The following is a 22,124-nucleotide window of genomic DNA, read 5'->3' as shown; positions in this document are numbered from 1 at the left end:
CTCGTGTTCGATTCCAGCGAACGACACGCGATGGCTCGCCGACGTTCCCGACGTTCCAATGGAGCCCCACGTCATGCGCGCACAACGCACAGCCGGCACGCTCGCGACCGAGCTTGCCGATCGTCACGCGTCCGGGCCGGCGACCGGCAATGTCGGTCGGTCACGGACCAAGTCGCGCTTTTCCGGGTCGGCGAACGCGATGCTGTCGCAGTTGAAGTCGATCGGCGGCTCGCGTCCTCCGACGCGCCGGGGCGCGTCAGCGCCGGTTGCGAACCGTTTGCCCGCGCCAGCGACGGTCGTGGCGAAGGAGGATCCTGTCGCGGACGCGGTCCGGTGGATCAATCATCGGCGTCGGCAAGTCGATGAACCACCCGTCGGCGTGGCAAAGCCGACTCGCGCCCGGACTGCAACAACGGCCGTGGTCTTGACGGGGCGGGCCCCGCCTGCGCCGCCGTTGGACGCGAGTGGCGGTGCTGCGCAAGTGCAAACGAACGCGACTGAGCACGCTGCGGATCATCCGGTGATCGACGCCCACGACGATCTGTTCGAACTGCCGCTGGCGGTCGCAGGGCGCGCGCCGCGAAAGACGCTGCTTCAGTTGTTTGATGAAGAGCGCGCCTTTCAGCACGCTTCGGACTTACCCGCCGGGATGCAAGCTCAAGACATCGCGGCGGCTCGCGTGGATGACGACGATCTGATCGAAGTGGATCTGCGTAGCGGCCGCATCGATGTCGGCGCCAGCGCAGCGGGGTCGTCCGGCCCAGCGGCTCCAGCCATGCTGAAAAGTACCGTGCGCAAGCCGGACGCGGCCCGACGCGACAGTGGGCGCAGCGTGAGCTGGCACCCGGATGTCCGTGACACGACATTCGCATCGGCACAGGAAAAGGGCGGCCCACGGCACCGCACGACAGACCCGGAGCTGTTCGAGATCCTGGCGAAGATCAGAGAAAACCAGGTGCTTCAGGAATTCGGCAGGTTGCCTGTCGACCGGGACGACGATGAGGGCAAGCAGGTCAATCAACGCGTGGCCGGTGCGCCGACGCCCGATCGGCCGGCGGCACACCGCGAGCAGCCGGGCGAAAGCGCATCGTCCCCGTCTTCTGCCGCGACGGCAGCAACAGCGGCGCCGGCTCACCGAGCCCGCCGCGGCGGTATCACGAGGATGCTCGGCCGTATCGTCCAGCTGCCGCGAAAACTGTGGCGTTGAGCGGCGGAATCTGGCGGCAACATCGCGGGCGGGGGCGGCGCACTTCATGCGCGCCATGTCGGCGCCACGAGCCGCCCCGAACGCTACGGCGCAACGCACGCAGGTGTGCCTGACGCGTACCTCAGAACGCTTGGAAGCACTTTCAAACGCACTTCGCCTGTTCGAGCACGGCCAGCGTCTCGCGCAGCTTGCCGCGTGCCCGGTGCATGCGCGCCTTGACCGTGGTCACCGGGCACCCGGTGATCTCCGCGATTTCTCCGGCGGAGTGTCCGAGCACATAGGCCAGCGTCATCACCAGACGCTGCTCGACCGGCAGCAGATCGAGCGCCTTCGACAACAGATCGGACAGCTCATGATCATGCCAGTACTGGGCCATCTTATCGATATGGTCGACATCGAGCGGCTCGCATTCCGAGCGGCGCAGATCGCGCAACGCGCGCAGCGCCGTGCGATACGCAATGCCGAGGATCCACGTCGAGACGCGGGCCTCGCCGCGGAAGTCGCCGGCCCGCCGCCAGATCACCATGAAGGTGTCGTTGATGATTTCTTCGATCACCTCGTTTTTCCACGTAAGCCGGGCCAGGAAGCGCGCGAGACGCCGATGGTAGAGCCGGTACAGGGCGGCGAGGGCGGAGGCGTCGCCGACCGCCACGCGATCGAGCAATGGCCTGTCGTGATCGACAGACGACGCGAAGTCCTCGCGCGTGCCAGGGTTGGCGGAGACGTGGCGCGTGACCTCGTCGATTTCATGACGTGCGGTCTCGTGGCCGCGCAGGTCGCCGATGTCGTGCATCGCACCGACGATGCCGGTGATGCGGCCGAATGGGTCGTAGACGACGCCTTTGTAAAAGCGGACCATGCGCACGACGTCGGCCCCGTTGCGCACGCCGGCCGTGTAGGTCTGGACGCCGCCGTCGAACACCAGATCCAGGTCTGCCTTGTGATAGGTGAGTGCGAGGTCGGAAGGCGCGACGTCGTAGACGGTTTTGCCGAGAATGCTGGCCCGCTCGATGCCCAGAAAGTGCTCGAAGACCCGATTGCATCCGGTGTAGAGGCCGTTCGCGTCCTTGAAGAAAACGGGCGACACCATGCCGTCCGAATGACTCTGCAACGCGGAGAACTCGGCGACGCCGCCGCGTGCGAACGACAGCAGCCTCGTCTGCGCGCGGGCACGCGCGATGACCGGTTCGGCGTCGAGCAGTGCTTCGTCATGCACGGCGTCATTGGCGCCGCGTGCGATGAGCGAGACGACACGCTCGGCGGAGAACTCGCGCAGCATGGGAATCAGATAGTGTTCATCGCCGTTCTCGATCCTTAGTTTCTCGATCTCGGCGCACGCGTCGGTGCCCATGCAATCGATGAACACGACTGCCGGCGACGTGTCCTCGATCCGATGCGGTTGTTGCAGCGCCTGTGCTCCATGGCGCTTGATGACTGCGGGCGCGGGACGGTCGGCTGAACTCGACCAGAAAATGCGCGTCTCGTCGGCAGGATTTGCCACCATTTGCTTCCCTTACGGTCTTCCTCATTACTCGCACACCGAACTCGAGGCCGGCGGCACGTCAGGTCACACGGGCAAGCGAGGCGCGGATCGGCCAAGCCAGGCGGCCGACGAGGGATGCGTGGGCCGTGCCTCAAACCGTTGCCCGGCTACAAGCATACCTGTCTGGCAGCGCAAAAATTATTGAATCGCGCGACGATTGGGAGCGGCGGCGTCTTGTCCCATTTATCGGGAACGATGTGACTCAGTGATGAATGATTCGCTTAATTGGCGGGTAGACGGTATTGAGCACACCGGGCATGTTGCGTCGTGTCGATATTGCGGGCAATAGGTGTGCGCGATAGGACGGTTGCGGCAAAACATCCGGCGGGAGAGCGAGCCCATCAGCCATGGAACATCCCGGTCGACGGGCGCCGCGTGGCCCCGGTCGAGCATTTCACGACGCATTCATTTTTTGACGATCCGTGCCGGATCCGGTGATGAAGTCGGCGCTGCATTCGGCAACGGGGTCGGCATATCGCGCCATTGCCTCACGATGGCCGCAATATGCCGCGCGTAAAGATCACGCTCGGCCGGTGTCTCCGAGTGATAAGCGCCGACCGCAGCCCATGTATTGCCGTACCTTTCCATCTTCCCGCGCAGATGCCACGCAGCGATATACACGTTCTTGCACGGGTGCATCAGCGCATTGCGGTCGATGTGATAGTGCGCAAGCTCCCGCAGATGAATCGAGTTGATCTGCATGAGGCCGTAATCGAGCGAGCCGTTTGCATTGAGGTGTGTCGCATTGGGGCGGTTGCGCGACTCCTGCCACGCGATGGCCCGCAGAATCAGTGGATTGACGTGCTGATAGGCTGCGGCGTCGTCGAAGCAATCGGCGCGCGCGGATTGCATCACGAGCCCGATGGCCATGCTGACGGCGATGGCGAACGGTGAACGATGAATGCCGTGCTGCATGACGAACTCCTGCGAATCCTGCTGGACGGCGCGATTGTGCTCGTCGCGCGCATGACCGTGCGTGGCCGGCCCGAAAAAATGAAGGCGCGAACGAATCGTGTCGCACGGCGGTACGCGGCACCTTGCATGGTTCGCGCAGGCGCCCAAGTTTTCGCCGGGCCTCGGCGGACGTGCCCGAGAGCAATGTTCAATACGTGCTCAAGCGATGCGGGGCGCATCGTGCCGCGCGACCGCGACCGTTCGCTTGACCGTCTGTCGCGCAGAGGAGGCGCCATGAAAACCCGTTCAACGATCGACGCACGCTCGATATCCGGTCCTGGCTCGACGCCCGAGACAGCGACACATCGCGACAACGCAGGTCGTCGCGCGCGCGTTCGTTCAACCGACTCCGCGTTGATCACGTTCGGCGCGCGCTCTTCATCACCCTCGCCATCGCGTGAACCGGCCGCGGCCGGTGACCGACGTGCGTTGCGCGCACCGGTCGAGCGATTGCAACGCTGGAGCGCTGGCGGCGAAATCGAGGAAGTGACGCCGCGCACGACGCTCGGCGAGCTGATGCACCGCGAACGCCCCACGACCGAAACGACCGCACACATGGCGCGCCTGCAATCGGATCGCGCGCCGCACGAACGTTCGTTGAGCAGTAGCGGCAGCACGATCGACAGGCGCTCGCCATCGCGCGGATCGCCGTCGATGCGAACGCAAGGTGGCGTCGATGCGGATCTGTCCTCGCAGCCGCAAACGCGGGCGCCAGCATCGACGCGCGCGGCATCGCCCGGCGCCGCCGCCGACGAGACGCCGCGATCCACGAGCGAATCCGCCACCGCCCAGGTGCGTGCAGCGAAGCCGGGATCCGTTCGCGCGTTGCCGTCGGGGCCGAAGATCGATGGTATGGACAACGTGCTGATGTCGACCTACAACCTCGGCGACGAGCAGCTCTCGTCCATCACCGAAGCACTCGGCCTCGGGCCCGCGCATTCGGACGAATATATGCGCAATATGCAACGGGGCGCCGTTGCGCGCATTCTGCGCGGCGCGGTCTATCAGGGACCACCCATGCCCGACGCCGCTTCGATCGGACAGCTGCAGTTCGGCAGCGGCTTGCCGCCCGGACGTCGGGCGCAACTTGTCGCCGCCGCCAATCGGGCCGGCTGCTTCATGACCGAGCGTCGGCAGCGAGGCAGGAACGGCGAGACGCAGAACCTGTTGCAGTTGCACTTCAAGCCCTCCGTGGACTATGGCGCCGAGCCCCTTGCGTCGCAGCCGGATTCGGCCAATTACAAGGCCGTGGAAGCGCTCGCCGAACTGATGGCCGAACTCACGGCGCCCGGGCATCGTGAGGACGGACAGCGCTTTTCAATCGAATCCGTCGCGGCAAGGATGACGGAGGGCGGCAGTTCACAGGTATTCGCCGAGCACTTCGCAAAGCACACGCAGGTGAGTCCGCCGCGCATCGAACTGGTCTCCGCGCACTTCAATGAGACCAACATCCGCAACGCGTGGCTGTTCACGGCACTCACGGCCGAGCAGAAGGAGAAACTCGTGGATGCGGCGAACGTCACGCATCTCCAGTTCGAGGAACGGCGCTTCACTGCGGCGGACGGCACGCGCTGCGTGAAGCTGCGCGTGTTTTTCGGCGGCGTGGAGAACTGGCGCGACGTGAGGCAGGCGCTTGTCACCGGGACAGGCGGCGTCGGCAAGGTGTTCGGCGCAGCGCGCGACGCGGCGGAGATCATCGCGCAAAAGATCGATCACGCCCAACGCGAAGGTTATCGGGTCGAGTTCGAACACATTGCGGGTGCGTCAATGGGGGGCGCGACTGCACAACTCTTCGCCGCGGCGCTACAAAGCCGCGTGAGGTTGCAGAAGCAGCCGCCGCTCGTGTTGCTCGATCCGAAATTGCCCAACACCGCGCAGTTGCGGCATGCAGTCAAGGGCGGCACGCTCGAATACGACTACGCGAAGTTGCGAGGCGTCGCCGTTACGCTCGACTATCCGGCGAATCCGCGCAAGGGGCTGATGGGGCGCATGAAGGGGATCGGTTTCAAGTCGCCGGGCCTCGTGCGACTCAAGCTCGCGTTGAGCGACTACGACGGCACGAGGCGCTCGGCGGCCGGCGACATCGAAACGGCGCCTCCGCAGCCGAGCGGCCCGCCCGGCATGGGTTATCACGCCGACCCGGATCTGTATCTCGCGGCGATCAACCGCTTCACCCGTCGCGTCGACATGCGTTAATGCGATCGCGCCCACGACGCGTCATGCATGCGTGGGCTCACGCGCCCGCATCCGTAAGCTGATCGTCAAAAGTCCGACACGAATCCTTCACATGCCGCGCAGGGCAGTTTGCCACGTGCACGCTGCCACGTCGCGTGGTTCATCGACGTTTGTCGCCCGATGGCATTCGATAGCTGAAAATTGAAAGAAGAAGCGCTGCCTCGCGCAACATCGATTGTGCACTGCGCAACAAAATAAATATGCGACGCGCATCCATCGTGCCCTCCCGATGCACTAACGGACAGAGAGATCTCATTCGATAACGTCAACGACGATCGCGCAACGAAGCGCGCCTTTCGGTGCGCTGCTGCCGCGATCCGCCGCAGCACGACGGACAACATATCGCGAGTGAGAGGACAACAAGCTGTATCGGGGATAGTCGCCGGCTTCGCAGGAGGGGGGCCGGCCAGTAATGGAAAGGATTATCACTTATCTGGATGCGAACCGCCGTGAATAATGACCTGCTCTTTGCAATCGCGACCGACGATCGGGTGCTTCGACACAATCTTGAAGAATCATTCGCCGGAGATGGCATCGTTGTCGAGTCGTTCTCATGTGAGCTCGACCTGTTGCGCGCGATGCGCGCGAATCGCTACGACCTGGTGTTGATCGATTCGAAGACCGAGCCGACAGCGACGAGCGCCTTGCTGTCGTGGCGCAGTTGCAATGCCGACATCTGCACGCCGCTCATCGTGCTGACGAACCAGTCGAGCTGGACGAGCCTGTTGCGCTGGATCGACACCGGCGCGACCGACGTCGCCAATCGCTACGACATGGAGCAGATCCGTTTTCGCACGCACCTTGCGTTGCAACGGAGCATCTGCAACACCACGACACATGAGATCCAGATTGGGCGCTATCTGCTGCAAAAGGACACCGGCCGCGCGACGATCGACGGTGTCGAAATCGCGCTGACCGCGCGCGAGTTCGCGATCGCCTGGCTATTCTTCTCGAATCCCGGCAAATTCTTCAGTCGCGCGCAGATTGCGGCGAGCATCTGGGGCGCCACCGAGCAGATTGCCGCGCGCACGCTCGAGCAGCACATCTACAAGTTGCGCAAGAAGCTGGACCTGTCGCGCACCTCGGAGCTGAGTCTGAAAACCGTGTATGCGCTCGGCTACAAGCTCGATGTCGCTCAGGCGGCGCAAGCGGAATTCGATGCTGGCGCCGGGCCGAGCTTCGCCACGCTGCCGGACTCGCCCGACCGGAGCGGCAGGCGTGAAGCGGACTATCCGCGCGGCGCCACGCGGATGACGCTCGCACCCACGATGGCGTAACGGAGCGGCCTGATAGAGCGGGGTAGGTCAGCGGCATGAAACAGCGCGTCGGACGGAGCATGACAACTGCGGCTCGCCGGGACAACGTTCGCCCGGCGAGCCGCATGCATCGGCTGCGTGGCCGACGCATGCGGCCAGCCGATCGCGTTCGCGTCGCTCACGCGCTGTCCGGATCTTCCTCTCGTTCTTCCGCGCGACGTTCCTGCTGGTCCTGAAAGATTTGCATCATGACCTGGCTGCCGAACGCCTGGATCGCCGCATCCAGATCGGCCTGACTCCCGCCCGGGTCCCCGTTCGTGCCCTTGCTCTTGTCCTTGCTGGTGGTTCCTGCCTCGTGAGTCGACGGATGATCCGTCGTACTGCCGTGATTGCCGACGCGTGATGTCATCTGATTCTCCAAATAAGGGGTTCAGGCGCGAATCCACACATAGTCGCCGCGCGCGAGGTTCTCGAAAAGATCGTCGCGTGCCACGAAGATGTTGTCGCGCCAGTAGCGGCCGTGCTCGACATAGTGCTCGATCAGCTCCAGCATCCATTGGCCCGTGATCTCGTCGTTCAACGCCACGCGCGCGATCAGCACGATGCCACCGGTGTCGGTCTCCAGGCCGAGTTGCGCCTGGTCCTGCGCATAGACAGCGAGGTTCGCCTCGAGCAGCAGGCGAAACACGCGCAACGTGCGCCCCGCCGTGACGATGCCAAACTGGAACGTGACATACAGTGCGTCCTGGTCTTCCTCGAAGTGATCGATCGCGGCGTCGAAGCCGTCGATCTCCAGTACGCCGCGTTCGAGAACGGCGTCCGGAGCGGGCACGTCGCGAAGCGCGCAGATTTCACGGATCAGTTCATCACGTCGTTCGATGCTCATTGCTATGGCCGGATCGTTTCACGAGCGTCTGTCCGCCACACGGGTGGCCCACGCAGGCGTTAAAAAAAGAAACCGGTTGGAAACCGCGAACGGCTTCCAACCGGCGCACCATGCGCGGCCGGATGGCGCGCCGGAGCGCTTAGCCGACGATATCCTTCGCGGCCTTCAGGCCCATCGTCGCCAGCTTCGCGGTCGTGTTGGCCTTGTTGATCGCATTTTCTTCGGCCATTGCCTTATAGATCTCCGAGATCGAGTTGCCAGTTGCGGCTGCATCGGTCGGCGGGGTGATTTTACCGGGCATGTTGAATCTCCTGAAAGATAGAACGTGGTGCTGCGTGGACGTGTTCCGCGTCATGCGGACCACTGGAAAGTGTGCGGTCCTTTTCGGGTTGCGCACGGTTCGCCTGCGTCGATGCACACCGGCTGCGTGAGCAGCGACGCAGGTGGTACTACTCCGTTGCGATGCGGCACAGTTCAGCCGCAGCGCGAAATCCGTCGGCAGCGACACGTCCTGCCTGTGCTTCGGCGCTTGCCGTGTCGGTCGATTGCGAGGCCACGGTGCCGGCCACTGTGTCCAGCGCCTCCGCCACCTCGCGCACTTCGCCGTGGCGATGGCGCTGCGTCGCTGCTTGCGGCAGGTCAGCCAGCACGTCGATCAGTTTGTCGGTCATCGCATCGTACATGTTCGTCATCCTCAATGAATGGTGGCGTTGCCGGGCATGTCGGCAACGAAGTTCTTCGTACCGTCGCTGGATTCAACGTATTTCACGCCGTCCGCCGAGAGCGCCGAGTCCACGTCGCCTGCCACGCCCAGATCGTCGGTGCGCGTCACGTTCACGTCGATGCCCGCGACTAGCGGACCGATGTCGGCGCGAAAGCGCTCGACCACGTCGCGCACCGTGGCGGGCCGGCGTGCCGTGCCGCTGACCTCGAAGTGCCGCGCGCCGACGTAGCGTACCTGCACGTTCGGCTCGTGCAGCGATTCCGCGAGTGCACCCGCAATCTCGTCGCCGGGCTTCACGTTCCAGCTGACGCGCTTGCCCGCAAGTGCCTGAAGGGCGGTGCGAGCGTCCGCCGCATTCGATGCGATGCCCGTCACGACGAAGCCGTCGGCCTGCTGCGCCACCGTCAGGTCCGGCTGATGCAACTGCGCGAGCGCCTGCTGAACGTCGGCGAGCGTAGCCCTCGCTTGAGACCGGCCCGCTGCCTGTGAGGTCCTGCCGGCGGGCAGGACCACGGCCGCCGCGCCCATCGAGCCGACCAGCAGGGCGGCGACACTCGCACGGACCCACGGCGCGCGGCGCCGGCGCATCATCACGACGGGCGAGGGCGGGGCGGCGGGAAACACGCCATCGCTCTGCTCGCCGTCGTACTTGCGGCCTTCGTGATGCGGGGTGAGCATCCGCTCCATCAATTGCAGGTCGGACGGCCAGGGCGCGTCGAGCGGACCCGCGCACAGCACCACATCGCCGAAACGCCGCGCCACGAAGTCTTCCATCGCGGTTGCGGACGACGGATCGCCGGGTATGCCGATCGTCATGTTATCCTTAGCATCGGTTGCCAGTTGCATGGTGCCTTCGCTCCAGTCGTTGATCACGATATCCGCATCGGCCTGTGCTCCGATCGACATCGTTGTTGTACTCAACTCTATCTGGGCACCGGCATGGAAGCCGGTGAGTACGCGAATTTCTTTGGACATGAACGAAACCCCTTGTCTGTGAGATTGACGGGATGGCGCCCGCCGTCACCATCCGCGGCCGCGGCGGATCAGGGCAGCAAGCGCGGACATGCCCATCGCGCGGCCGGCGCGCGTGCGGCTGCGACCGAGGTTGAGCAGCGCGATAGGCAACAGCAGGTTCATCGACTCCTCCGCCGGCGAAAGCGGTCGCCGCGCCGCGCCGAGGACATTCGTCGCCTGCGTGTCGCGCCCGCTTCGCGTGGCTGCGGCGACGAGGCGCTCGCGCACCTGGGCCAGCGTCGCCCGCGACGTTCGTGAGTCGTCGGGCATCCGCATAAACTCCCGGACGATCGCGAGCACCTGATAGGTCGAACTGTCACGCATGGTTTCCGGATCGGCATGATCCGGCGCATTCGCATGCGCCGGCGTCCTTTGCGTCGATGCGGTTCGCAGCGGGGACACGTTCGCGGTCGCTGCCGGCCTGGCTGTCATCCTTCCGGTTCGCCCGGTCCGCGCCGCACGCATGCGGAGCAGCGCCGCTTCGGCGCGTGCGCCCGACGTGAACGCCGAGCCGTTGCCGCCATCGTTCGCGTTTGTGCGCCAGTGCTTCGACAGGACCGATTCATCGCGTGCATCGCGCATCACGAGACGCATCGGCAACTCGCGCGCGGGCAGGTTCCGACGGTCGTCGTGAGTCGAGCGCTGGCCTGCCGTCTCCGGGCTGGCGCGATGATCGTCATGATCGAAGCCGTGCTGGCTGCCGCGCGAATCGCGCGCGTCGACCTTGAACACACCGGTTTGATCCTTTCGCAGATGCTGATCGAGCATCATCAGCAGTTCTTCGCTTTCGGCGGCAGGATCGTTCGCGTCAGGGCTCTCGGCGCTGCGCCGCTTCTTCAGCGATTGCCGTTTCGCGCGTGAGAGCGCATGGCGGCGATGCGGCTGCGTGGCCGGCACGGCCTGCTGTTGCGCCGCGTCTGCCTCGGCTTCGGTGAAGAGGTCGGGCGGCGTGTAGCCGGTGCCGATACGTGGGATGCTCATGGAAACATCACCTGCATGAGTGTTCGAGCGAAGTTCTGGATCGCGGCCGCGCCCCACGGCGCGGCAATCACGATGACGACCGTGACGACGACGAGCTTCACGCTCTGCGAAATGCTGGAGTCCTGCAGCGACGTAACCGCCTGAAAAAAGGCAATCAACAGGCCGGTCGCCGCGGCCACCGCCACCGGCGGCAACGACACCATCAGGCACAGCGTGAGCGCCTGCGTGGTGAGATGGGTTATCGCGTCGTATTCCAAGGCGTCACCTGTAAGTGGAGATGAGTCCGTGGATCAGCGTCGACCAGCCGTCCAGTGAAACGAACAGCAGCAGCTTGAACGGAATCGCGACGTTGGTCGGATTGACCTGCGAGAGTCCGAGCGCCATCAGCACGTTGGCGATCACGAGGTCGATCACGATGAAGGCGAGGTACAGCAGGAAGCCCATCTTGAACGCCGCAGTCAGCTCGCTCAGCGTGAAGGCGGGCGCAAGCACGACAAGGTCGTCGGGCTTGAGTTCGGCGGCGCGCTCGGGCGGCCATATCTCGCGGGCCGACCGCAGAAAGAAGGCCTTTTCCCGCTCGGACGCATGTCGCTTCAGGAACACACGAAACGGTTCGCGCGCGGCGTCGAGGAGCGGCATCACCTGCATGCCGGATCCCGCCTCGCTGGAAAGCTGGGCGCGGTGCATCGCCTCCATGCCGACGGGCGCCATGATGAAGCACGACACCATGATCGCCACGCCGTTCAGGACCGAGGTAGGTGGCACCTGTTGCAGACCGAGCGCGTTGCGCAGCAGCCCGAGCACGACCACGATCTTCGTGTAGGACGTGACGACCATCGCGGCGAACGGCAGGACGGCGAGCGCGAGCGCGGCGACGAGCAGGGACGCGATTTCAGGTGTGCCGTTCATCGGAGTTCGCAATGTGCTGGATCTGGATGCCGAGGTTGTCCCCGACCGCGACGAGTTCACCGAGCGCGAGCGTCTGCCCATGCGCGACGAGACGGATCTCCGCGTCGGCAAGCGCAAGCGGCAAGGTCAGGATGTAACCCGGTTGCAAGGCGGCGATCTGTGCGAACGTGAGATTGACGGTCACCACCTCGATATGAACCGGCAGCTCGACATCGCTCAGATCGACGGGGTCGCCGCCGGTCGCGGTGTCGCCGGAAGGCTCGGAAGAGGAGGCGGACAAACGTTCGAGGGAAAGGTCGTGGTCGTGGCTCATCATCTGTGGAATCGTGTCAAGAATGAGGTTGCGTCCGTCGATGCGGGCGCGCGCACACGCGGCGCGGCCAGTCGCCGCGCCCCATAGCAGGATCGCGTGCTCGAGTGGCGCGCCATGCGCATAATCGCGCGCACGCGGCCAGCCGAGCAGCACGTCGCCGATGCGCAGCGACGCCAGCAGCGCCGCGCCGCAACGGCGACTGCGCAGCCGGACGCGGGTCGGCACCGCGAGGCCGGCGAGCGCATCGGGTAGCGCGATGTCGGGTGTTCGAGTCGGTGCGTTGGACGTCAGTTGGCGCTCCAGTGCCGCAGCGAGCGCGACGGGTGCTTCGAGCAGGGTGACCGTGTGGGCGACGCCCGCATGCTCATACGCGATAGGCAGTGCGCCGCCGCCGCGCGCGTTGCCGTGCGGTTCGACATCAAATGAAACGTCCTGCACGGACGGCAGTGCGACACCGTGCGTGGCCAGCATGCCGAGCGACCCGGCGAGCCAGAGGTTGGCAAGCGCGGTGCGGCGCTCGGCATCCGGTTCCAGCACGATCGCTTGCAGCGCCGCATGCCGGCTCACGTCGACGCGCACGCATAGCTCGCCTTGGGGGCTGCCGATGCGCAGACGCACGGCATGAGCGGCACCCGCAGCACTGCGCGTCTGCGCGCCCACGGCAGATTCCGCCGCTGACCGGAAGGCAAGGCCGGCAAACCGGCTGCGCGCATCGAACAGCATGCGCGACACACCGGCGAGCGCCGGCGTGTAGTGGCGCAGCCGGGTCGCGATGGGGGTGCAGCCCTGGGGCGATGACATGATTCGGATTCCCTTAGAGTACCGTGACGTCCACTGTGATCTGGCTGTCGAGACGGGCCTGGAGGCGGGTTTTCAACTCGCTTCCGTTGTCACAGATTAGTTGCCGGGCGCGCGGGTCGCGGCTATCGAAACGAAGCGTTAGAGCCGAGCCCGAAAGGCTCAGATGCAGTCGCGTGCGCGGGAGAATGGCGGGATCCAGTTCGACGGCGATCTCCCACTGTCCCGTGCGCCTGACGGCGGGGCTCGTGCAAAGTCCGGCTACCTGTTCCGCGAGATGCTGGGCGAGCAGATCGCCTTCGGCCGCCTGGGCGCAGCGGCGAACCATCTGCATGCCGAATAGTTCGTCGGGGCCCGCGTCGTGTGAATCGCGTGGGGATTCCTTCGTCTTCCGGCGGCCGGATGCGTTCGCGCTGTCGCCTGAATCCGCCGCCGATGCGCGGCGGCCTTTGCGCACCGCCGTGAGTGCGCCCGAAAGCGGGTGCAACGGCGGCAGCGGCGGCATCGCGGGGAGAGGCGAGGGTGGCGTATCCAGCGCCGCCGAGAGATTCGGCGATGATGTGTCGGCCGGAGCGTCTTGACGGAAACCTTCGTCACGCGCGTTGTCGTCCGGCGAACGCTGATCCGACGTCTGGGTGTCCTCGCCGTTGCCGCTTCGTTGACGTGCGGCGTCGTAAAGTAGACCGAAGCGTTGAACGTCGGAATCGGCTGCGCTTGAGACGGATGACCGGACGGACCTGTCCGCCATATGTGGTGCGGTGTCGGTGTGGGGTGGCACGGGCGGCGTGATGCGTATCTCTCGGGTGGATCGAATGCGTGTCATTGCGTGCTATTCCGTCAAATCGCCGGCAGGGCGCCGTTCAGAACGCGACACGGCCGACCGGCTGCAGGTCGACGTCTTCGCCCAGCTCCTGGAACGAATACACTTCCAGCCCCTTCAGCCGTTGCTCGATCATGCGCCGGAAGTAGCGGCGGATGTCCATCGACGTGACGACCGCGAGCCCCTCCGGGGGCTGCGGGCCCACGAGCTCTTCGACGGCTTCGAGCAACTGCTCGACCTGCTGCGGTTCCAGCGTCAGGAAGTTCCCGGCCGGCGTCTGCTTGATCGACTGGCGGATGGTCTGTTCGACCTCGATGTCGAGTACGATCGCGGCCAACCGCCTGGTGCCGCCCGTCGCCCGGTGCGCGATGTAGCGGCCGAGATCGCCGCGCACGTATTCGGTAAGCAGCAGCAGATCTTTCTCCTTCGCGCCCCAGTTCACGAGGCTCTCGAAGATTGCGCGCAGGTTGCGGATCGGCACGTGTTCCTCGAGCAGCCGTTTGAGCACTTCGGCGATACGCAGCACGGGCACGACCTTCTGCACTTCGGCGACGAGCCCGGGATACTCGACGCCGACGCGTTCCAGTATCCATTGCGTTTCCTGCAGGCCGAGAAAGAGATGCGCGTGCTGGCGCACGACGTCGCCGACCGCATCGGCAAGCGCCTGTTCACGGCCAGCCTTCGCCGCAGGCAGTTCGACGGGGGGGTGCGGCACGTCGTGCAACAGGATCTGATACGACGGGTTCGGAACGGCGGCGCTGGTCCACACGGCGGTGCGCGGAAACGGCAATCCGAGATCGTTGACGAGCGCCCTGCGCGTCGTGTCGAATGCGCGATTCAACGCGGCCGTGTCGAATTGCGCCGCAAGCTGCGGCGCGAGACATACCGAGAGCGGGGCGGCGAAGGCGGGCGGATGCGCGGCGATGGTCGGCGGCTGGCCCTTGTAGCCGTCGGTGCGCAGCGACGACAGTTCCGGGCCCGCATTCGGCTCCTTGCTTTTCGTCTGCTTGCGCAGCACATGGCCGCCGCCGAACAGCGCGGCGGCCAGCAGCACGAAAAGCGCCGACGGAAAGCCCGGCACGAGTGCGAAGCCGCCCAGCAGCACGGCGGCGCCATAGAGCGCGCGCGAACTGGTCGAGAGCTGACGCACGATCTCGGTGCCGAGCGAACTGGGTTTGCTGTGTTCGTCGGCGACGCGCGTGATGAGGATGCCCGCCGCGACCGAGATCAGCAGTGACGGAATCTGCGAGACCATTGCGTCGCCGATCGACAGTACGGAAAAACGGTTCGCGGCTTCGCCCGCCGTCATCCCGTGGTAGCTCACGCCGATCACGATGCCTGCGAGAATGTTCACGAGCGTGATCACCAGACCTGCGATGGCGTCGCCCTTGACGAACTTCATCGCGCCGTCCATGCCGCCGTGCAGCTGGCTTTCGATTGCCAGCATGCCGCGGCGGCGCTGTGCGTCTTCGGCCGTGATGTTGCCGGCGCGTACGTCGGCGTCGATACTCATCTGCTTGCCGGGCATCGCGTCGAGTGTGAAGCGCGCGCCGACTTCGGCGACCCGTTCGGATCCCTTCGCAATCACGATGAACTGCACGGTCGCGATGATCAGGAACACGACGAGCCCGACCACGAGGTTGCCGCCTACCACCAGTTCGCCGAAGCTCTCGATGATGTGGCCCGCCTCCGCGTGCAGCAGGATCGACTTGGTGGACGCGATGTTCAACGACAGACGGAACAGCGTCGTGAAAAGCAGCAGCGACGGAAACGAATACAGCGAGCTCGCGTTCGGTATGTACATCGTGACCATCAGCAGCAGCACGCTGATCGTGATGTTCAGGCCGAGCAGCGCATCGATCAGAAATGGCGGCAGCGGCAGGATCATCAGCGAGATCACCGCGACGATCAGCGACGCGATCGCGACTTCGCCGCCGAACTCGTTGAGGCGGACTGTCTTGAACATGAGCTTCTCCGGGAGTGTCAGGTAGTGGCCCCGGCGTCGCTGCGCCGTCCGCCGATGTTTTCGACCCACGCGAGCACGGCGGCGACCGCATCGAACAGCGGTTCGGGAATGGGGTCGTCCAGCGTGACGCGATAGAGCGCCCGCGCGAGCGGGGGATTGCCGATGACCGGAATGCCGCGCCGTGCCGCCTCTTCGCGGATCACGCGTGCCTCCGCGTCGACGCCCTTCGCGATCACACGCGGCAGTCCGCATTCGGCGGGGACGTAGCGCAGCGCGACCGCGTAGTGGGTCGGATTCACGACCACCACGTTGGCGTGCTTCACGGGTTGTTGCGGCGCCGACGACGCGGATTCCCGCGCGAGCTTGCGGCGTTCGCTCTTGATATGTGGATCGCCTTCCGAATTCTTGTTCTCGCGCTTCACTTCGTCCTTGCTCATCCGGTGATCGCGAATGAAGAGCCAACGCTGCACACCGTAGTCGGCGGCACCGATCACCAGATAGAGCGCGCCTGCAATGCCGAGCAGCTTGCACAGCGTGCCCCACGCGATGCCGTCGATGCTGTCGAGCGGCTCGTATACGACACCGATCATCAGCGGCATCAGGAGGACGATCGCCTTCCACAGAACCGCGGAAATCACGACCGCCTTGATCACGGTCTTCGCAAGGTCGATCAGCGAGCGCAGCGAGAAGATGCGCTTGAGACCCGACGCGGGGTTGATCGCATCGAACTTCGGCTCGAGTGGCTTGGTCGAGATCTGCAGGCCTACCTGCGCCGCGAGCGCGGCCATGCCCGTGATCGACGTGGCGAGCGCGACAGGGAGCACCAGCATCAACGCGCACGTGCCGGCCTCGACGAGCAGGTCGTGCAACTTCACGCCGGGCGCCTCCATTCTGCCGACGTCGAGGCTGCGGCGCATCAGCACGTGCAACTGTTCGGCCATGTGCGGTCCGGCAACGGTAAAGCCGACCGACGCCACGAGCAGGATCGCGGCGAACGGCAGGTCCGTGCTCTTCACGGTCTCGCCGTCACGGCGCGCATCGCGCAGCTTCTTGTCGGTTGGCTCTTCAGTTTTCTCGTCAGCCATCGCGAAGCCTACGGGGTGGGGAATTGCAGCCGATTGTCGGCGGCCTGGGCGGCCGCGACTCGCGTGCACGGCGAATCGTTGAGTCCGGCACCGAAGCCGACCACGAACTCCGGCGAGCCCGGGCGGGCGCCCGTTCGGCGCGGACCGACGCCAGGCGCTGACGAACCCGGGCTTTCGTTCAGCGCGCCCGCGCTTCGTCGCAACGGGCCGCCGCCGCGGAATGTGTCCGCTAAGGTTCATCCCAGCGCCGGCCACCGCGCAGCCGTTTGCCACGTCGGCAGGCACGCAGGCACAGGCGTTTGATCTCACAAGGAGTGCTCCATGTCCCTGACGAAATGCAACAACCGGCTCGTGTCGGCATTGATCGAGGCGCTGATGTTTGGTGCGAAGCACGGCCATATCGAACAGTCCGAGCGGCTGCTGGCCGCGCTGCACGTCTTGCGTCCCGAGTTCGTCGAGCTGTACGCGTACGACGCATGGCTGATGATTCGCAGGCGCGACTTCGCGGAAGCCGTGCGCCTGTTGCGCACGCTCGAGCAGCGCCCGCTGCGCGGCTCCTTCGGCCCTTACGTGGGGGCGCTGCTGGCGGTGTCGCTGTGCGGACTCGACGACCCGGCGTGGCGCATCTATGCGAACGAAGTGGCGGACAAGAATGAAGATCCGGATTCCGTCGAGCTGGTGATGACGCTGATGGGCAAGTACAAGGCCGCGCCGGCGGCCGAGGTGCAGATCGATCGCGGCGCGTTGCAGCAGTTGATGCAGCGCCGCCATCTGCGCGCATAGGCCTGGAGAATCGCGATGAACCCCATGATTCCACCGTTGCCGCCGCTCGAGGCCACGTCCGCCGTCACGCGCGAGGAAGCCGTGAGCCGGCCCGCGGCAGGCGCCGCCGCGGGTGCAAACGCGTTGTCCGAGCCCGGGCCGGCACTCGTCGATCTGTTTCGCAGCAAGCTCGATGCCGCGCGCCTCGCGCCGCCGAGCGCTTCGCGCGCGCAGGGTCCTTCGGCGCTGACGGAAGTCGTTACCGAGCAGGACCACGCAGTCGCGAGCCTGCGCGGCGACGTCGACCGTTTTGCCGGCGAGGCTCTGTCGATGACGCCGCAGGAGGCCGTGGCGCAGTCCATCAAGGTGCAGATGCAGGTGTCGGAGATGGTCGGCAAGCTCTACGTCGGCGAAGCCGTCGCGCAGGGTACCAAGGGGTCCGTGCAGACGTTGATGAAGAACCAGTAGCCGAATCCGAACGACAGGACGGACCAAGATGGCTTCCTACCTCAAGCTGGCACGCAGGGCCGTGCTGCTGTGTTTCGTCGCGGTGCTGATGACCGGTTGCAGCAAGCAGCTCTTTGCGCAACTGTCCGAGAGCGACGCGAACGACATGCTGGCGGTGCTGCTCGACGCGCGCGTGGATGCGAGCAAGCAAACGGACGACGGCGGCAAGACCTGGAGCGTGGCGGTGCAGAGCGAGCAGTTCGCCCGCGCGATGGACGTGCTGCGCGCGCATGGGTTGCCGCATCAGCGCTTCCAGAATCTGGGCGACATGTTCAAGAAGGACGGGCTGATCTCCACGCCGACCGAGGAGCGTGTGCGCTTCATCTACGGCGTTTCGCAGCAACTGTCCGAAGTGCTGTCGCGAATCGATGGAGTGGCCTATGCGAACGTTCAGATCGTGCTGCCGAACAACGATCCGCTCGCCGCGACGGTCAAGCCGTCATCGGCCGCGGTGTTCATCAAGTATTTGCCGGGCACGGACGTCTCGACGCTCACGCCGAATCTGAAGAACCTCGTCGTGCACGCGGTCGAGGGCCTCACTTACGACAACGTCAGCGTGACGATGGTGCCGGGATCGGCCGCGCCCGAGGCGCCGGCTCCCGTTGCGCCGCGCGTGCCGCCGGAGTGGCTGTGGGCGGGCGCAATCGTCGCAGCGGGCCTGCTCGCCGCCCTGCTTGTGTGGCTCGTGCGCCGGTTCGGTTCGGGATTGATGCGCGTGGGCACGCGCTTTCGCCGGTCGGCCGACGGGGCCGCTCCATGAGCGACGCGACAGCGGGAGCCGATGCGTTCGGGGCCGATGAGCATATGCCGGCCCGGGCGGAAGCAGAAGAACGCGCGTTCGCGGATGCCGCGATACCCGACGCATCGCGCCTGCTTCAATGGCTCGCTGCTTACGAAGCGCGCGTCGCGGAAGCCGCGTCGCGTTCCGGCGAAGAGCAGCGCAGGCGCCTGAACGTACCGTTTACGGACGATGCGAGCCGCGCATGGTATGTCGCGCGGGACATTTGGCTCGGACCGGCCGTGCCCGTCAGTGCGTTCGCGGCGCGTGCGAACCGGCTTGCATTGCTCGACGGCGCGTGGTCGCACCGGGTGCTCGCCGGACGGGCGATCTGGCCGGCACGTGGGCTGTTGCGCCGGATCGTCTCGGGCGCGAGACGCCGCGCGCTGTGCGACGCATTGGGCGAACACGCGTTGGCCGTGCTCATGCAACTGGGCCTGAACTTCCCTTCGGCCGGTGCCGCGCTTCCCGCCGATCTCGCGGTCGATGCACTCGCGCGCGCCGGTCACGCGCTCCTTGAACGCGACGGCGCGTTGACGCTTGCGCCCGCGCGGACATTGATCGGCGTCGCGCTGGGCCACGCCGCCGGCGACGAACGCGCATCCGCAGACGCATCGATCGATCCTGACGAGTCGGCGGACTTTCTGCTCGCGTGTAACGCGCTGTTCCCGGAGTTGACATGGTTATTTGGCTGAGAGGGCCGCAAGGCGGCATTGGCATCGACCGCGATGTGCTGCGCGCGCCGGAACTCGCGCAACTGGTCGAACTCGATCGCGCATCCGCGCATTTCGAGCGCCGCGTGGATGAACTGCTCGCGAACGCGCAACGCGATGCCGACGCGATCCGGCAGGCGGCGGCCGACGAGGGCGAGCGCATGTTGCAAGCGGCGCAGACGAAATACGATAACGCTGCGCGGCTCGGTTACGAGGCGGGGCGCCGCCGCGCGTTGCGCGAAGCACACGAGGCGATGTTGCGCGGCGCGGCCGCCGAGCGCGATCTTCTGATGGCCTTGCGTGAGCGCATCGCCGATGTCGTGATGCGCACGATCACGCGCGTGCTCGGCGAAGCGGACCGCGACGCGCTGTTCGCTCAGATTGCCGCGGGTATCTCGCGCAGCCTTGACGATACGTCGTTTCTGACGGTGCGCGTCGCCGCATGCGATGTCGAGCACGCGACGCGCGCATTTCGACGCGCGACCGAGGAACACCGCTGGCCGGTCAATCCGGACGTAGTGAGCGACGGCGCCGTGGAACCCGGCAGCTGCGTGTGCGAGTGGGACCATGGCCTGATCGAAGCCGGCTTGCCTTCGCAACTGCGCGCGCTTGCCGGTGCGATCCGGCGCGTCGCGCGCACGGACGTCGAGGGCACGGACGTCGAGGGTAACCGGGGCATGGTGGATGCGCCGTCGTTTGCGGAATCCGCGATGCCCGACGCGAGCGGCGATGTGCTTGCCGACTTCCCGTGCGACCCACCGGACGACATGCGGCCGGATGCCGAACCCGACTGGCCAACCGAGCTGCACGACGACCCGTCCCGTCCCGCAGGCGCCCCGCGATGACCGACGTTACCGCTTTCATCGATGCGCTGAGCGAGGCGCTTCTGGCTGCCGACGGTACCACGCGGCAGGGCAAGGTCATCGAGGCTGTCGGCACTCTGCTGAAGGTCGGCGGACTCGACGCGACGCTGGGCGAGCAGTGCGAACTGCGCGACGCGCAAGGCATGCTGCTGCAACGCGCGGAAGTGGTGGGTTTCACGCGCCAGTTCGCGTTGCTTGCGCCGTTCGGCAGCGTGGCGGGCCTGTCGCGCACTACCCGCGTGACGGGACTCGGACGTCCGCTGTCGGTGCCGGTCGGCGAAGCGCTGCTCGGACGCGTGCTCGACGGCCTCGGCGAGCCGATCGACGGCGCCGGTCCCCTCCATTGCGACGCGGCGCGTCCCGTGATGTCCGCGGCGCCGGATCCGCTGACGCGGCGCATGGTCGATACGCCGCTGCACACCGGCGTTCGCGTGATCGACGGCCTCATGACGGTGGGTGAAGGCCAGCGCGTTGGCATCTTCGCGCCCGCGGGCGTCGGCAAGAGCACCTTGCTCGGCATGCTTGCGCGTGGTGCGCAGTGCGACGTCAACGTGATCGTGCTCATCGGCGAGCGCGGCCGCGAGGTGCGCGAGTTCATCGAGTTGATACTCGGCGAAGACGGCATGGCGCGCAGCGTGGTGGTGTGCGCGACGTCCGACCGATCGTCGATCGAACGCGCGAAGGCGGCTTATGTCGGCACCGCGATTGCCGAGTATTTCCGCGATTGCGGCCTGCGCGTGCTGCTGATGATGGACTCGTTGACGCGTTTCGCGCGCGCGCAGCGCGAAATCGGTTTGTCCGCTGGCGAGCCGCCCACGCGGCGCGGCTTTCCGCCCTCGATTTTCGCCGAGCTGCCGCGCCTGCTCGAGCGCGCCGGGATGGGCGAGCAAGGTTCCATCACCGCGTTCTACACCGTGCTCGCCGAAGACGAGGAGGGCAACGATCCGGTCAGCGAGGAAGTACGCGGGATTCTCGACGGACACCTCGTGCTGTCGCGTTCGATCGCGGCGCGTAACCGTTATCCGGCGATCGACGTGTTGCATAGCCTGAGCCGCGTGATGACGCTCGTCGCGAGCCCTGGGCATTGCGACGGTGCGGCGCGCATGCGCAAGCTGATCGCGAAGTATGACGATGTCGAGCTGCTGCTGCAGATGGGCGAATATCAGCAGGGCGCGGACCCGCTTGCCGACGACGCCGTGGCGCAGCACGAGGCGATCGATGCGTTCCTCGGCCAACGTACCGACGAATGGGCCGACGGCGACGCGACGCACGCGTTCGTTGCCGAATTCGCCCGCTCGGGCGACGCATGACGGCGCCCGTGATTCGCAAGTGGCGCACCATCGTCGCCGCGAAGGCACGGCGATGCGAGCGCCTCGAGGCCGATCTCGCGCGTGAGCGGCAAGCGCTCGCGGAGTGTCAGACGTTGCTCGATGAAGCCGTGCAGGCACGCACCGCGGCACGGAACGATCAGGCGGAGCACGAGGCCCGGATCGTGTCCCTGCTCGATGGCGCAACGCGTCTGCCCACGTCCCACTATCTGCTCCACGACGCGTGGCGCGGGCCGCTGAAGGACGCGCTCGACGAGGCGCGCACGGCCGAGCGCAAGAAGCGCACCGCGCTCGAGCGTCAGCAGGCGCAGGTGGCCGAACGGCAGGCCGCATTGTCCAGGGCCGAAGGCTCGCTCGATGAATGCCGCCGCAAGCTCGGCACGTTGCTGCGGGCGGCGGCCGTGGCCGCCGAACTCGCTGCCGACGAGGAAGCCGCCGAAAACCTGCTGGCCCGCCGCCATGCGCGGTAGCCATGAGAGATC

At 65.9% G+C, this 22,124-nt stretch carries 24 protein-coding genes; 10 read left to right on the top strand and 14 right to left on the bottom strand.

The window, feature by feature from the left end; genetic code table 11:
• The first annotated feature begins 73 nt into the window (after positions 1 to 73).
• A complete protein-coding gene (locus ACTJKF_RS16800; RefSeq protein WP_440624630.1) occupies positions 74 to 1,207 on the top strand; it encodes a hypothetical protein in 1,134 nt (377 codons plus the stop codon).
• Between the two features lie 142 nt (positions 1,208 to 1,349).
• Here ACTJKF_RS16800 and ACTJKF_RS16795 read toward each other — a convergent pair whose 3' ends face one another.
• The gene (locus ACTJKF_RS16795; protein ID WP_440624629.1) at positions 1,350 to 2,711 is read right to left on the bottom strand and encodes a sigma-70 family RNA polymerase sigma factor; all 1,362 of its coding nucleotides are present in this window, start codon (positions 2,709 to 2,711) and stop codon (positions 1,350 to 1,352) included.
• A 444-nt stretch (positions 2,712 to 3,155) separates the two neighbouring features.
• Entirely contained in the window at positions 3,156 to 3,620 is a 465-nt protein-coding gene (locus ACTJKF_RS16790) for a lytic transglycosylase domain-containing protein (RefSeq protein ID WP_440624662.1), read from the bottom strand.
• Between the two features lie 27 nt (positions 3,621 to 3,647).
• Here ACTJKF_RS16790 and ACTJKF_RS16785 point away from each other — a divergent pair, with 27 nt between their 5' ends.
• Positions 3,648 to 5,900, top strand: coding sequence for a type III effector protein (locus ACTJKF_RS16785; RefSeq protein WP_440624628.1), 2,253 nt, complete (start codon positions 3,648 to 3,650; stop codon positions 5,898 to 5,900).
• A gap of 476 nt (positions 5,901 to 6,376) precedes the next feature.
• Positions 6,377 to 7,216 (top strand): response regulator transcription factor, encoded by an 840-nt coding sequence (locus ACTJKF_RS16780; protein WP_440624627.1) that lies wholly within the window; start codon positions 6,377 to 6,379, stop codon positions 7,214 to 7,216.
• A gap of 157 nt (positions 7,217 to 7,373) precedes the next feature.
• Here ACTJKF_RS16780 and ACTJKF_RS16775 read toward each other — a convergent pair whose 3' ends face one another.
• The 12 genes from ACTJKF_RS16775 to sctU form a co-directional block, all read right to left on the bottom strand.
• Positions 7,374 to 7,604, bottom strand: a complete 231-nt coding sequence (locus ACTJKF_RS16775) for a hypothetical protein (protein ID WP_440624626.1) — start codon at positions 7,602 to 7,604, stop codon at positions 7,374 to 7,376.
• 21 nt (positions 7,605 to 7,625) lie between these two features.
• Positions 7,626 to 8,081 (bottom strand): CesT family type III secretion system chaperone, encoded by a 456-nt coding sequence (locus ACTJKF_RS16770; protein ID WP_440624625.1) that lies wholly within the window; start codon positions 8,079 to 8,081, stop codon positions 7,626 to 7,628.
• Between the two features lie 139 nt (positions 8,082 to 8,220).
• Positions 8,221 to 8,382 (bottom strand): hypothetical protein, encoded by a 162-nt coding sequence (locus tag ACTJKF_RS16765; RefSeq protein ID WP_440624624.1) that lies wholly within the window; start codon positions 8,380 to 8,382, stop codon positions 8,221 to 8,223.
• Positions 8,383 to 8,530: 148 nt separating this feature from the next.
• Positions 8,531 to 8,764, bottom strand: a complete 234-nt coding sequence (locus ACTJKF_RS16760; protein WP_440624623.1) for a hypothetical protein — start codon at positions 8,762 to 8,764, stop codon at positions 8,531 to 8,533.
• Positions 8,765 to 8,775: 11 nt separating this feature from the next.
• A complete protein-coding gene (gene hrpD5, locus ACTJKF_RS16755) occupies positions 8,776 to 9,780 on the bottom strand; it encodes an HrpD5 family protein (RefSeq protein ID WP_440624622.1) in 1,005 nt (334 codons plus the stop codon).
• 45 nt (positions 9,781 to 9,825) lie between these two features.
• Positions 9,826 to 10,857 carry a hypothetical protein gene (locus ACTJKF_RS16750; protein ID WP_440624621.1) on the bottom strand — a complete coding sequence of 344 codons (1,032 nt, stop codon included), beginning with the start codon at positions 10,855 to 10,857 and terminating at the stop codon, positions 9,826 to 9,828.
• Entirely contained in the window at positions 10,797 to 11,057 is a 261-nt protein-coding gene (sctS, locus tag ACTJKF_RS16745) for a type III secretion system export apparatus subunit SctS (protein WP_440624620.1), read from the bottom strand. The genes ACTJKF_RS16750 and sctS overlap by 61 nt, the downstream gene beginning before the upstream one ends.
• A 4-nt stretch (positions 11,058 to 11,061) precedes the next feature.
• A complete protein-coding gene (gene sctR, locus ACTJKF_RS16740) occupies positions 11,062 to 11,709 on the bottom strand; it encodes a type III secretion system export apparatus subunit SctR (RefSeq protein ID WP_440624619.1) in 648 nt (215 codons plus the stop codon).
• The gene (gene sctQ / locus ACTJKF_RS16735; protein WP_440624618.1) at positions 11,693 to 12,745 is read right to left on the bottom strand and encodes a type III secretion system cytoplasmic ring protein SctQ; all 1,053 of its coding nucleotides are present in this window, start codon (positions 12,743 to 12,745) and stop codon (positions 11,693 to 11,695) included. Before sctQ ends, sctR begins: the two co-directional genes overlap by 17 nt.
• A gap of 91 nt (positions 12,746 to 12,836) precedes the next feature.
• Positions 12,837 to 13,643, bottom strand: a complete 807-nt coding sequence (sctP, locus tag ACTJKF_RS16730; RefSeq protein ID WP_440624617.1) for a type III secretion system protein SctP — start codon at positions 13,641 to 13,643, stop codon at positions 12,837 to 12,839.
• Positions 13,644 to 13,680: 37 nt separating this feature from the next.
• Positions 13,681 to 15,606 carry an FHIPEP family type III secretion protein gene (locus ACTJKF_RS16725; protein WP_440624616.1) on the bottom strand — a complete coding sequence of 642 codons (1,926 nt, stop codon included), beginning with the start codon at positions 15,604 to 15,606 and terminating at the stop codon, positions 13,681 to 13,683.
• Positions 15,607 to 15,623: 17 nt separating this feature from the next.
• The gene (gene sctU / locus ACTJKF_RS16720; protein WP_440624615.1) at positions 15,624 to 16,691 is read right to left on the bottom strand and encodes a type III secretion system export apparatus subunit SctU; all 1,068 of its coding nucleotides are present in this window, start codon (positions 16,689 to 16,691) and stop codon (positions 15,624 to 15,626) included.
• Between the two features lie 321 nt (positions 16,692 to 17,012).
• Between sctU and ACTJKF_RS16715 the strand changes: the two genes are divergently transcribed.
• The 7 genes from ACTJKF_RS16715 to ACTJKF_RS16685 all read left to right on the top strand — a co-directional run bounded on the left by ACTJKF_RS16715 (position 17,013) and on the right by ACTJKF_RS16685 (position 22,112).
• A complete protein-coding gene (locus ACTJKF_RS16715) occupies positions 17,013 to 17,474 on the top strand; it encodes an HrpB1 family type III secretion system apparatus protein (RefSeq protein WP_440624614.1) in 462 nt (153 codons plus the stop codon).
• A gap of 15 nt (positions 17,475 to 17,489) precedes the next feature.
• Positions 17,490 to 17,921 carry a hypothetical protein gene (locus tag ACTJKF_RS16710; protein ID WP_440624613.1) on the top strand — a complete coding sequence of 144 codons (432 nt, stop codon included), beginning with the start codon at positions 17,490 to 17,492 and terminating at the stop codon, positions 17,919 to 17,921.
• A 28-nt stretch (positions 17,922 to 17,949) separates the two neighbouring features.
• The gene (gene sctJ / locus ACTJKF_RS16705; RefSeq protein ID WP_440624612.1) at positions 17,950 to 18,720 is read left to right on the top strand and encodes a type III secretion system inner membrane ring lipoprotein SctJ; all 771 of its coding nucleotides are present in this window, start codon (positions 17,950 to 17,952) and stop codon (positions 18,718 to 18,720) included.
• Positions 18,639 to 19,433: a hypothetical protein gene (locus ACTJKF_RS16700; protein ID WP_440624611.1), complete on the top strand. Its 795-nt coding sequence runs from the start codon at positions 18,639 to 18,641 to the stop codon at positions 19,431 to 19,433. Before sctJ ends, ACTJKF_RS16700 begins: the two co-directional genes overlap by 82 nt.
• A gap of 104 nt (positions 19,434 to 19,537) precedes the next feature.
• The gene (gene sctL, locus ACTJKF_RS16695; RefSeq protein WP_440624610.1) at positions 19,538 to 20,296 is read left to right on the top strand and encodes a type III secretion system stator protein SctL; all 759 of its coding nucleotides are present in this window, start codon (positions 19,538 to 19,540) and stop codon (positions 20,294 to 20,296) included.
• Positions 20,293 to 21,624 (top strand): type III secretion system ATPase SctN, encoded by a 1,332-nt coding sequence (sctN, locus tag ACTJKF_RS16690; protein WP_440624609.1) that lies wholly within the window; start codon positions 20,293 to 20,295, stop codon positions 21,622 to 21,624. Before sctL ends, sctN begins: the two co-directional genes overlap by 4 nt.
• On the top strand, positions 21,621 to 22,112 hold the full coding sequence (locus ACTJKF_RS16685) for a hypothetical protein (protein WP_440624608.1): 492 nt from the start codon (positions 21,621 to 21,623) through the stop codon (positions 22,110 to 22,112). Before sctN ends, ACTJKF_RS16685 begins: the two co-directional genes overlap by 4 nt.
• The last annotated feature ends 12 nt before the right edge of the window (positions 22,113 to 22,124 follow it).

The sequence above is a fragment of the Burkholderia sp. 22313 genome (assembly GCF_052045245.1).
Taxonomy (GTDB): domain Bacteria; phylum Pseudomonadota; class Gammaproteobacteria; order Burkholderiales; family Burkholderiaceae; genus Burkholderia.
This window is presented reverse-complemented; position numbering and strand designations above follow the sequence as displayed.

Excerpts from the sequence above, each read along its gene's own strand:
- ACTJKF_RS16800 (WP_440624630.1), top strand. The coding sequence starts at position 74 with ATGCGCGCACAACGCACAGCCGGCACGCTCGCGACCGAGCTTGCCGAT.
- ACTJKF_RS16780 (WP_440624627.1), top strand. The coding sequence starts at position 6,377 with ATGCGAACCGCCGTGAATAATGACCTGCTCTTTGCAATCGCGACCGAC.
- hrpD5 (WP_440624622.1), bottom strand. The coding sequence starts at position 9,780 with ATGTCCAAAGAAATTCGCGTACTCACCGGCTTCCATGCCGGTGCCCAG.
- ACTJKF_RS16760 (WP_440624623.1), bottom strand. The coding sequence starts at position 8,764 with ATGTACGATGCGATGACCGACAAACTGATCGACGTGCTGGCTGACCTG.
- ACTJKF_RS16795 (WP_440624629.1), bottom strand. The coding sequence starts at position 2,711 with ATGGTGGCAAATCCTGCCGACGAGACGCGCATTTTCTGGTCGAGTTCA.
- ACTJKF_RS16725 (WP_440624616.1), bottom strand. The coding sequence starts at position 15,606 with ATGTTCAAGACAGTCCGCCTCAACGAGTTCGGCGGCGAAGTCGCGATC.
- ACTJKF_RS16785 (WP_440624628.1), top strand. The coding sequence starts at position 3,648 with ATGAATGCCGTGCTGCATGACGAACTCCTGCGAATCCTGCTGGACGGC.
- ACTJKF_RS16765 (WP_440624624.1), bottom strand. The coding sequence starts at position 8,382 with ATGCCCGGTAAAATCACCCCGCCGACCGATGCAGCCGCAACTGGCAAC.
- sctU (WP_440624615.1), bottom strand. The coding sequence starts at position 16,691 with ATGGCTGACGAGAAAACTGAAGAGCCAACCGACAAGAAGCTGCGCGAT.
- sctP (WP_440624617.1), bottom strand. The coding sequence starts at position 13,643 with ATGACACGCATTCGATCCACCCGAGAGATACGCATCACGCCGCCCGTG.
- ACTJKF_RS16710 (WP_440624613.1), top strand. The coding sequence starts at position 17,490 with ATGAACCCCATGATTCCACCGTTGCCGCCGCTCGAGGCCACGTCCGCC.
- ACTJKF_RS16770 (WP_440624625.1), bottom strand. The coding sequence starts at position 8,081 with ATGAGCATCGAACGACGTGATGAACTGATCCGTGAAATCTGCGCGCTT.
- sctQ (WP_440624618.1), bottom strand. The coding sequence starts at position 12,745 with ATGCTGTTCGATGCGCGCAGCCGGTTTGCCGGCCTTGCCTTCCGGTCA.
- ACTJKF_RS16715 (WP_440624614.1), top strand. The coding sequence starts at position 17,013 with ATGTCCCTGACGAAATGCAACAACCGGCTCGTGTCGGCATTGATCGAG.
- sctN (WP_440624609.1), top strand. The coding sequence starts at position 20,293 with ATGACCGACGTTACCGCTTTCATCGATGCGCTGAGCGAGGCGCTTCTG.
- sctJ (WP_440624612.1), top strand. The coding sequence starts at position 17,950 with ATGGCTTCCTACCTCAAGCTGGCACGCAGGGCCGTGCTGCTGTGTTTC.
- ACTJKF_RS16685 (WP_440624608.1), top strand. The coding sequence starts at position 21,621 with ATGACGGCGCCCGTGATTCGCAAGTGGCGCACCATCGTCGCCGCGAAG.
- sctR (WP_440624619.1), bottom strand. The coding sequence starts at position 11,709 with ATGAACGGCACACCTGAAATCGCGTCCCTGCTCGTCGCCGCGCTCGCG.
- ACTJKF_RS16790 (WP_440624662.1), bottom strand. The coding sequence starts at position 3,620 with ATGGCCATCGGGCTCGTGATGCAATCCGCGCGCGCCGATTGCTTCGAC.
- ACTJKF_RS16775 (WP_440624626.1), bottom strand. The coding sequence starts at position 7,604 with ATGACATCACGCGTCGGCAATCACGGCAGTACGACGGATCATCCGTCG.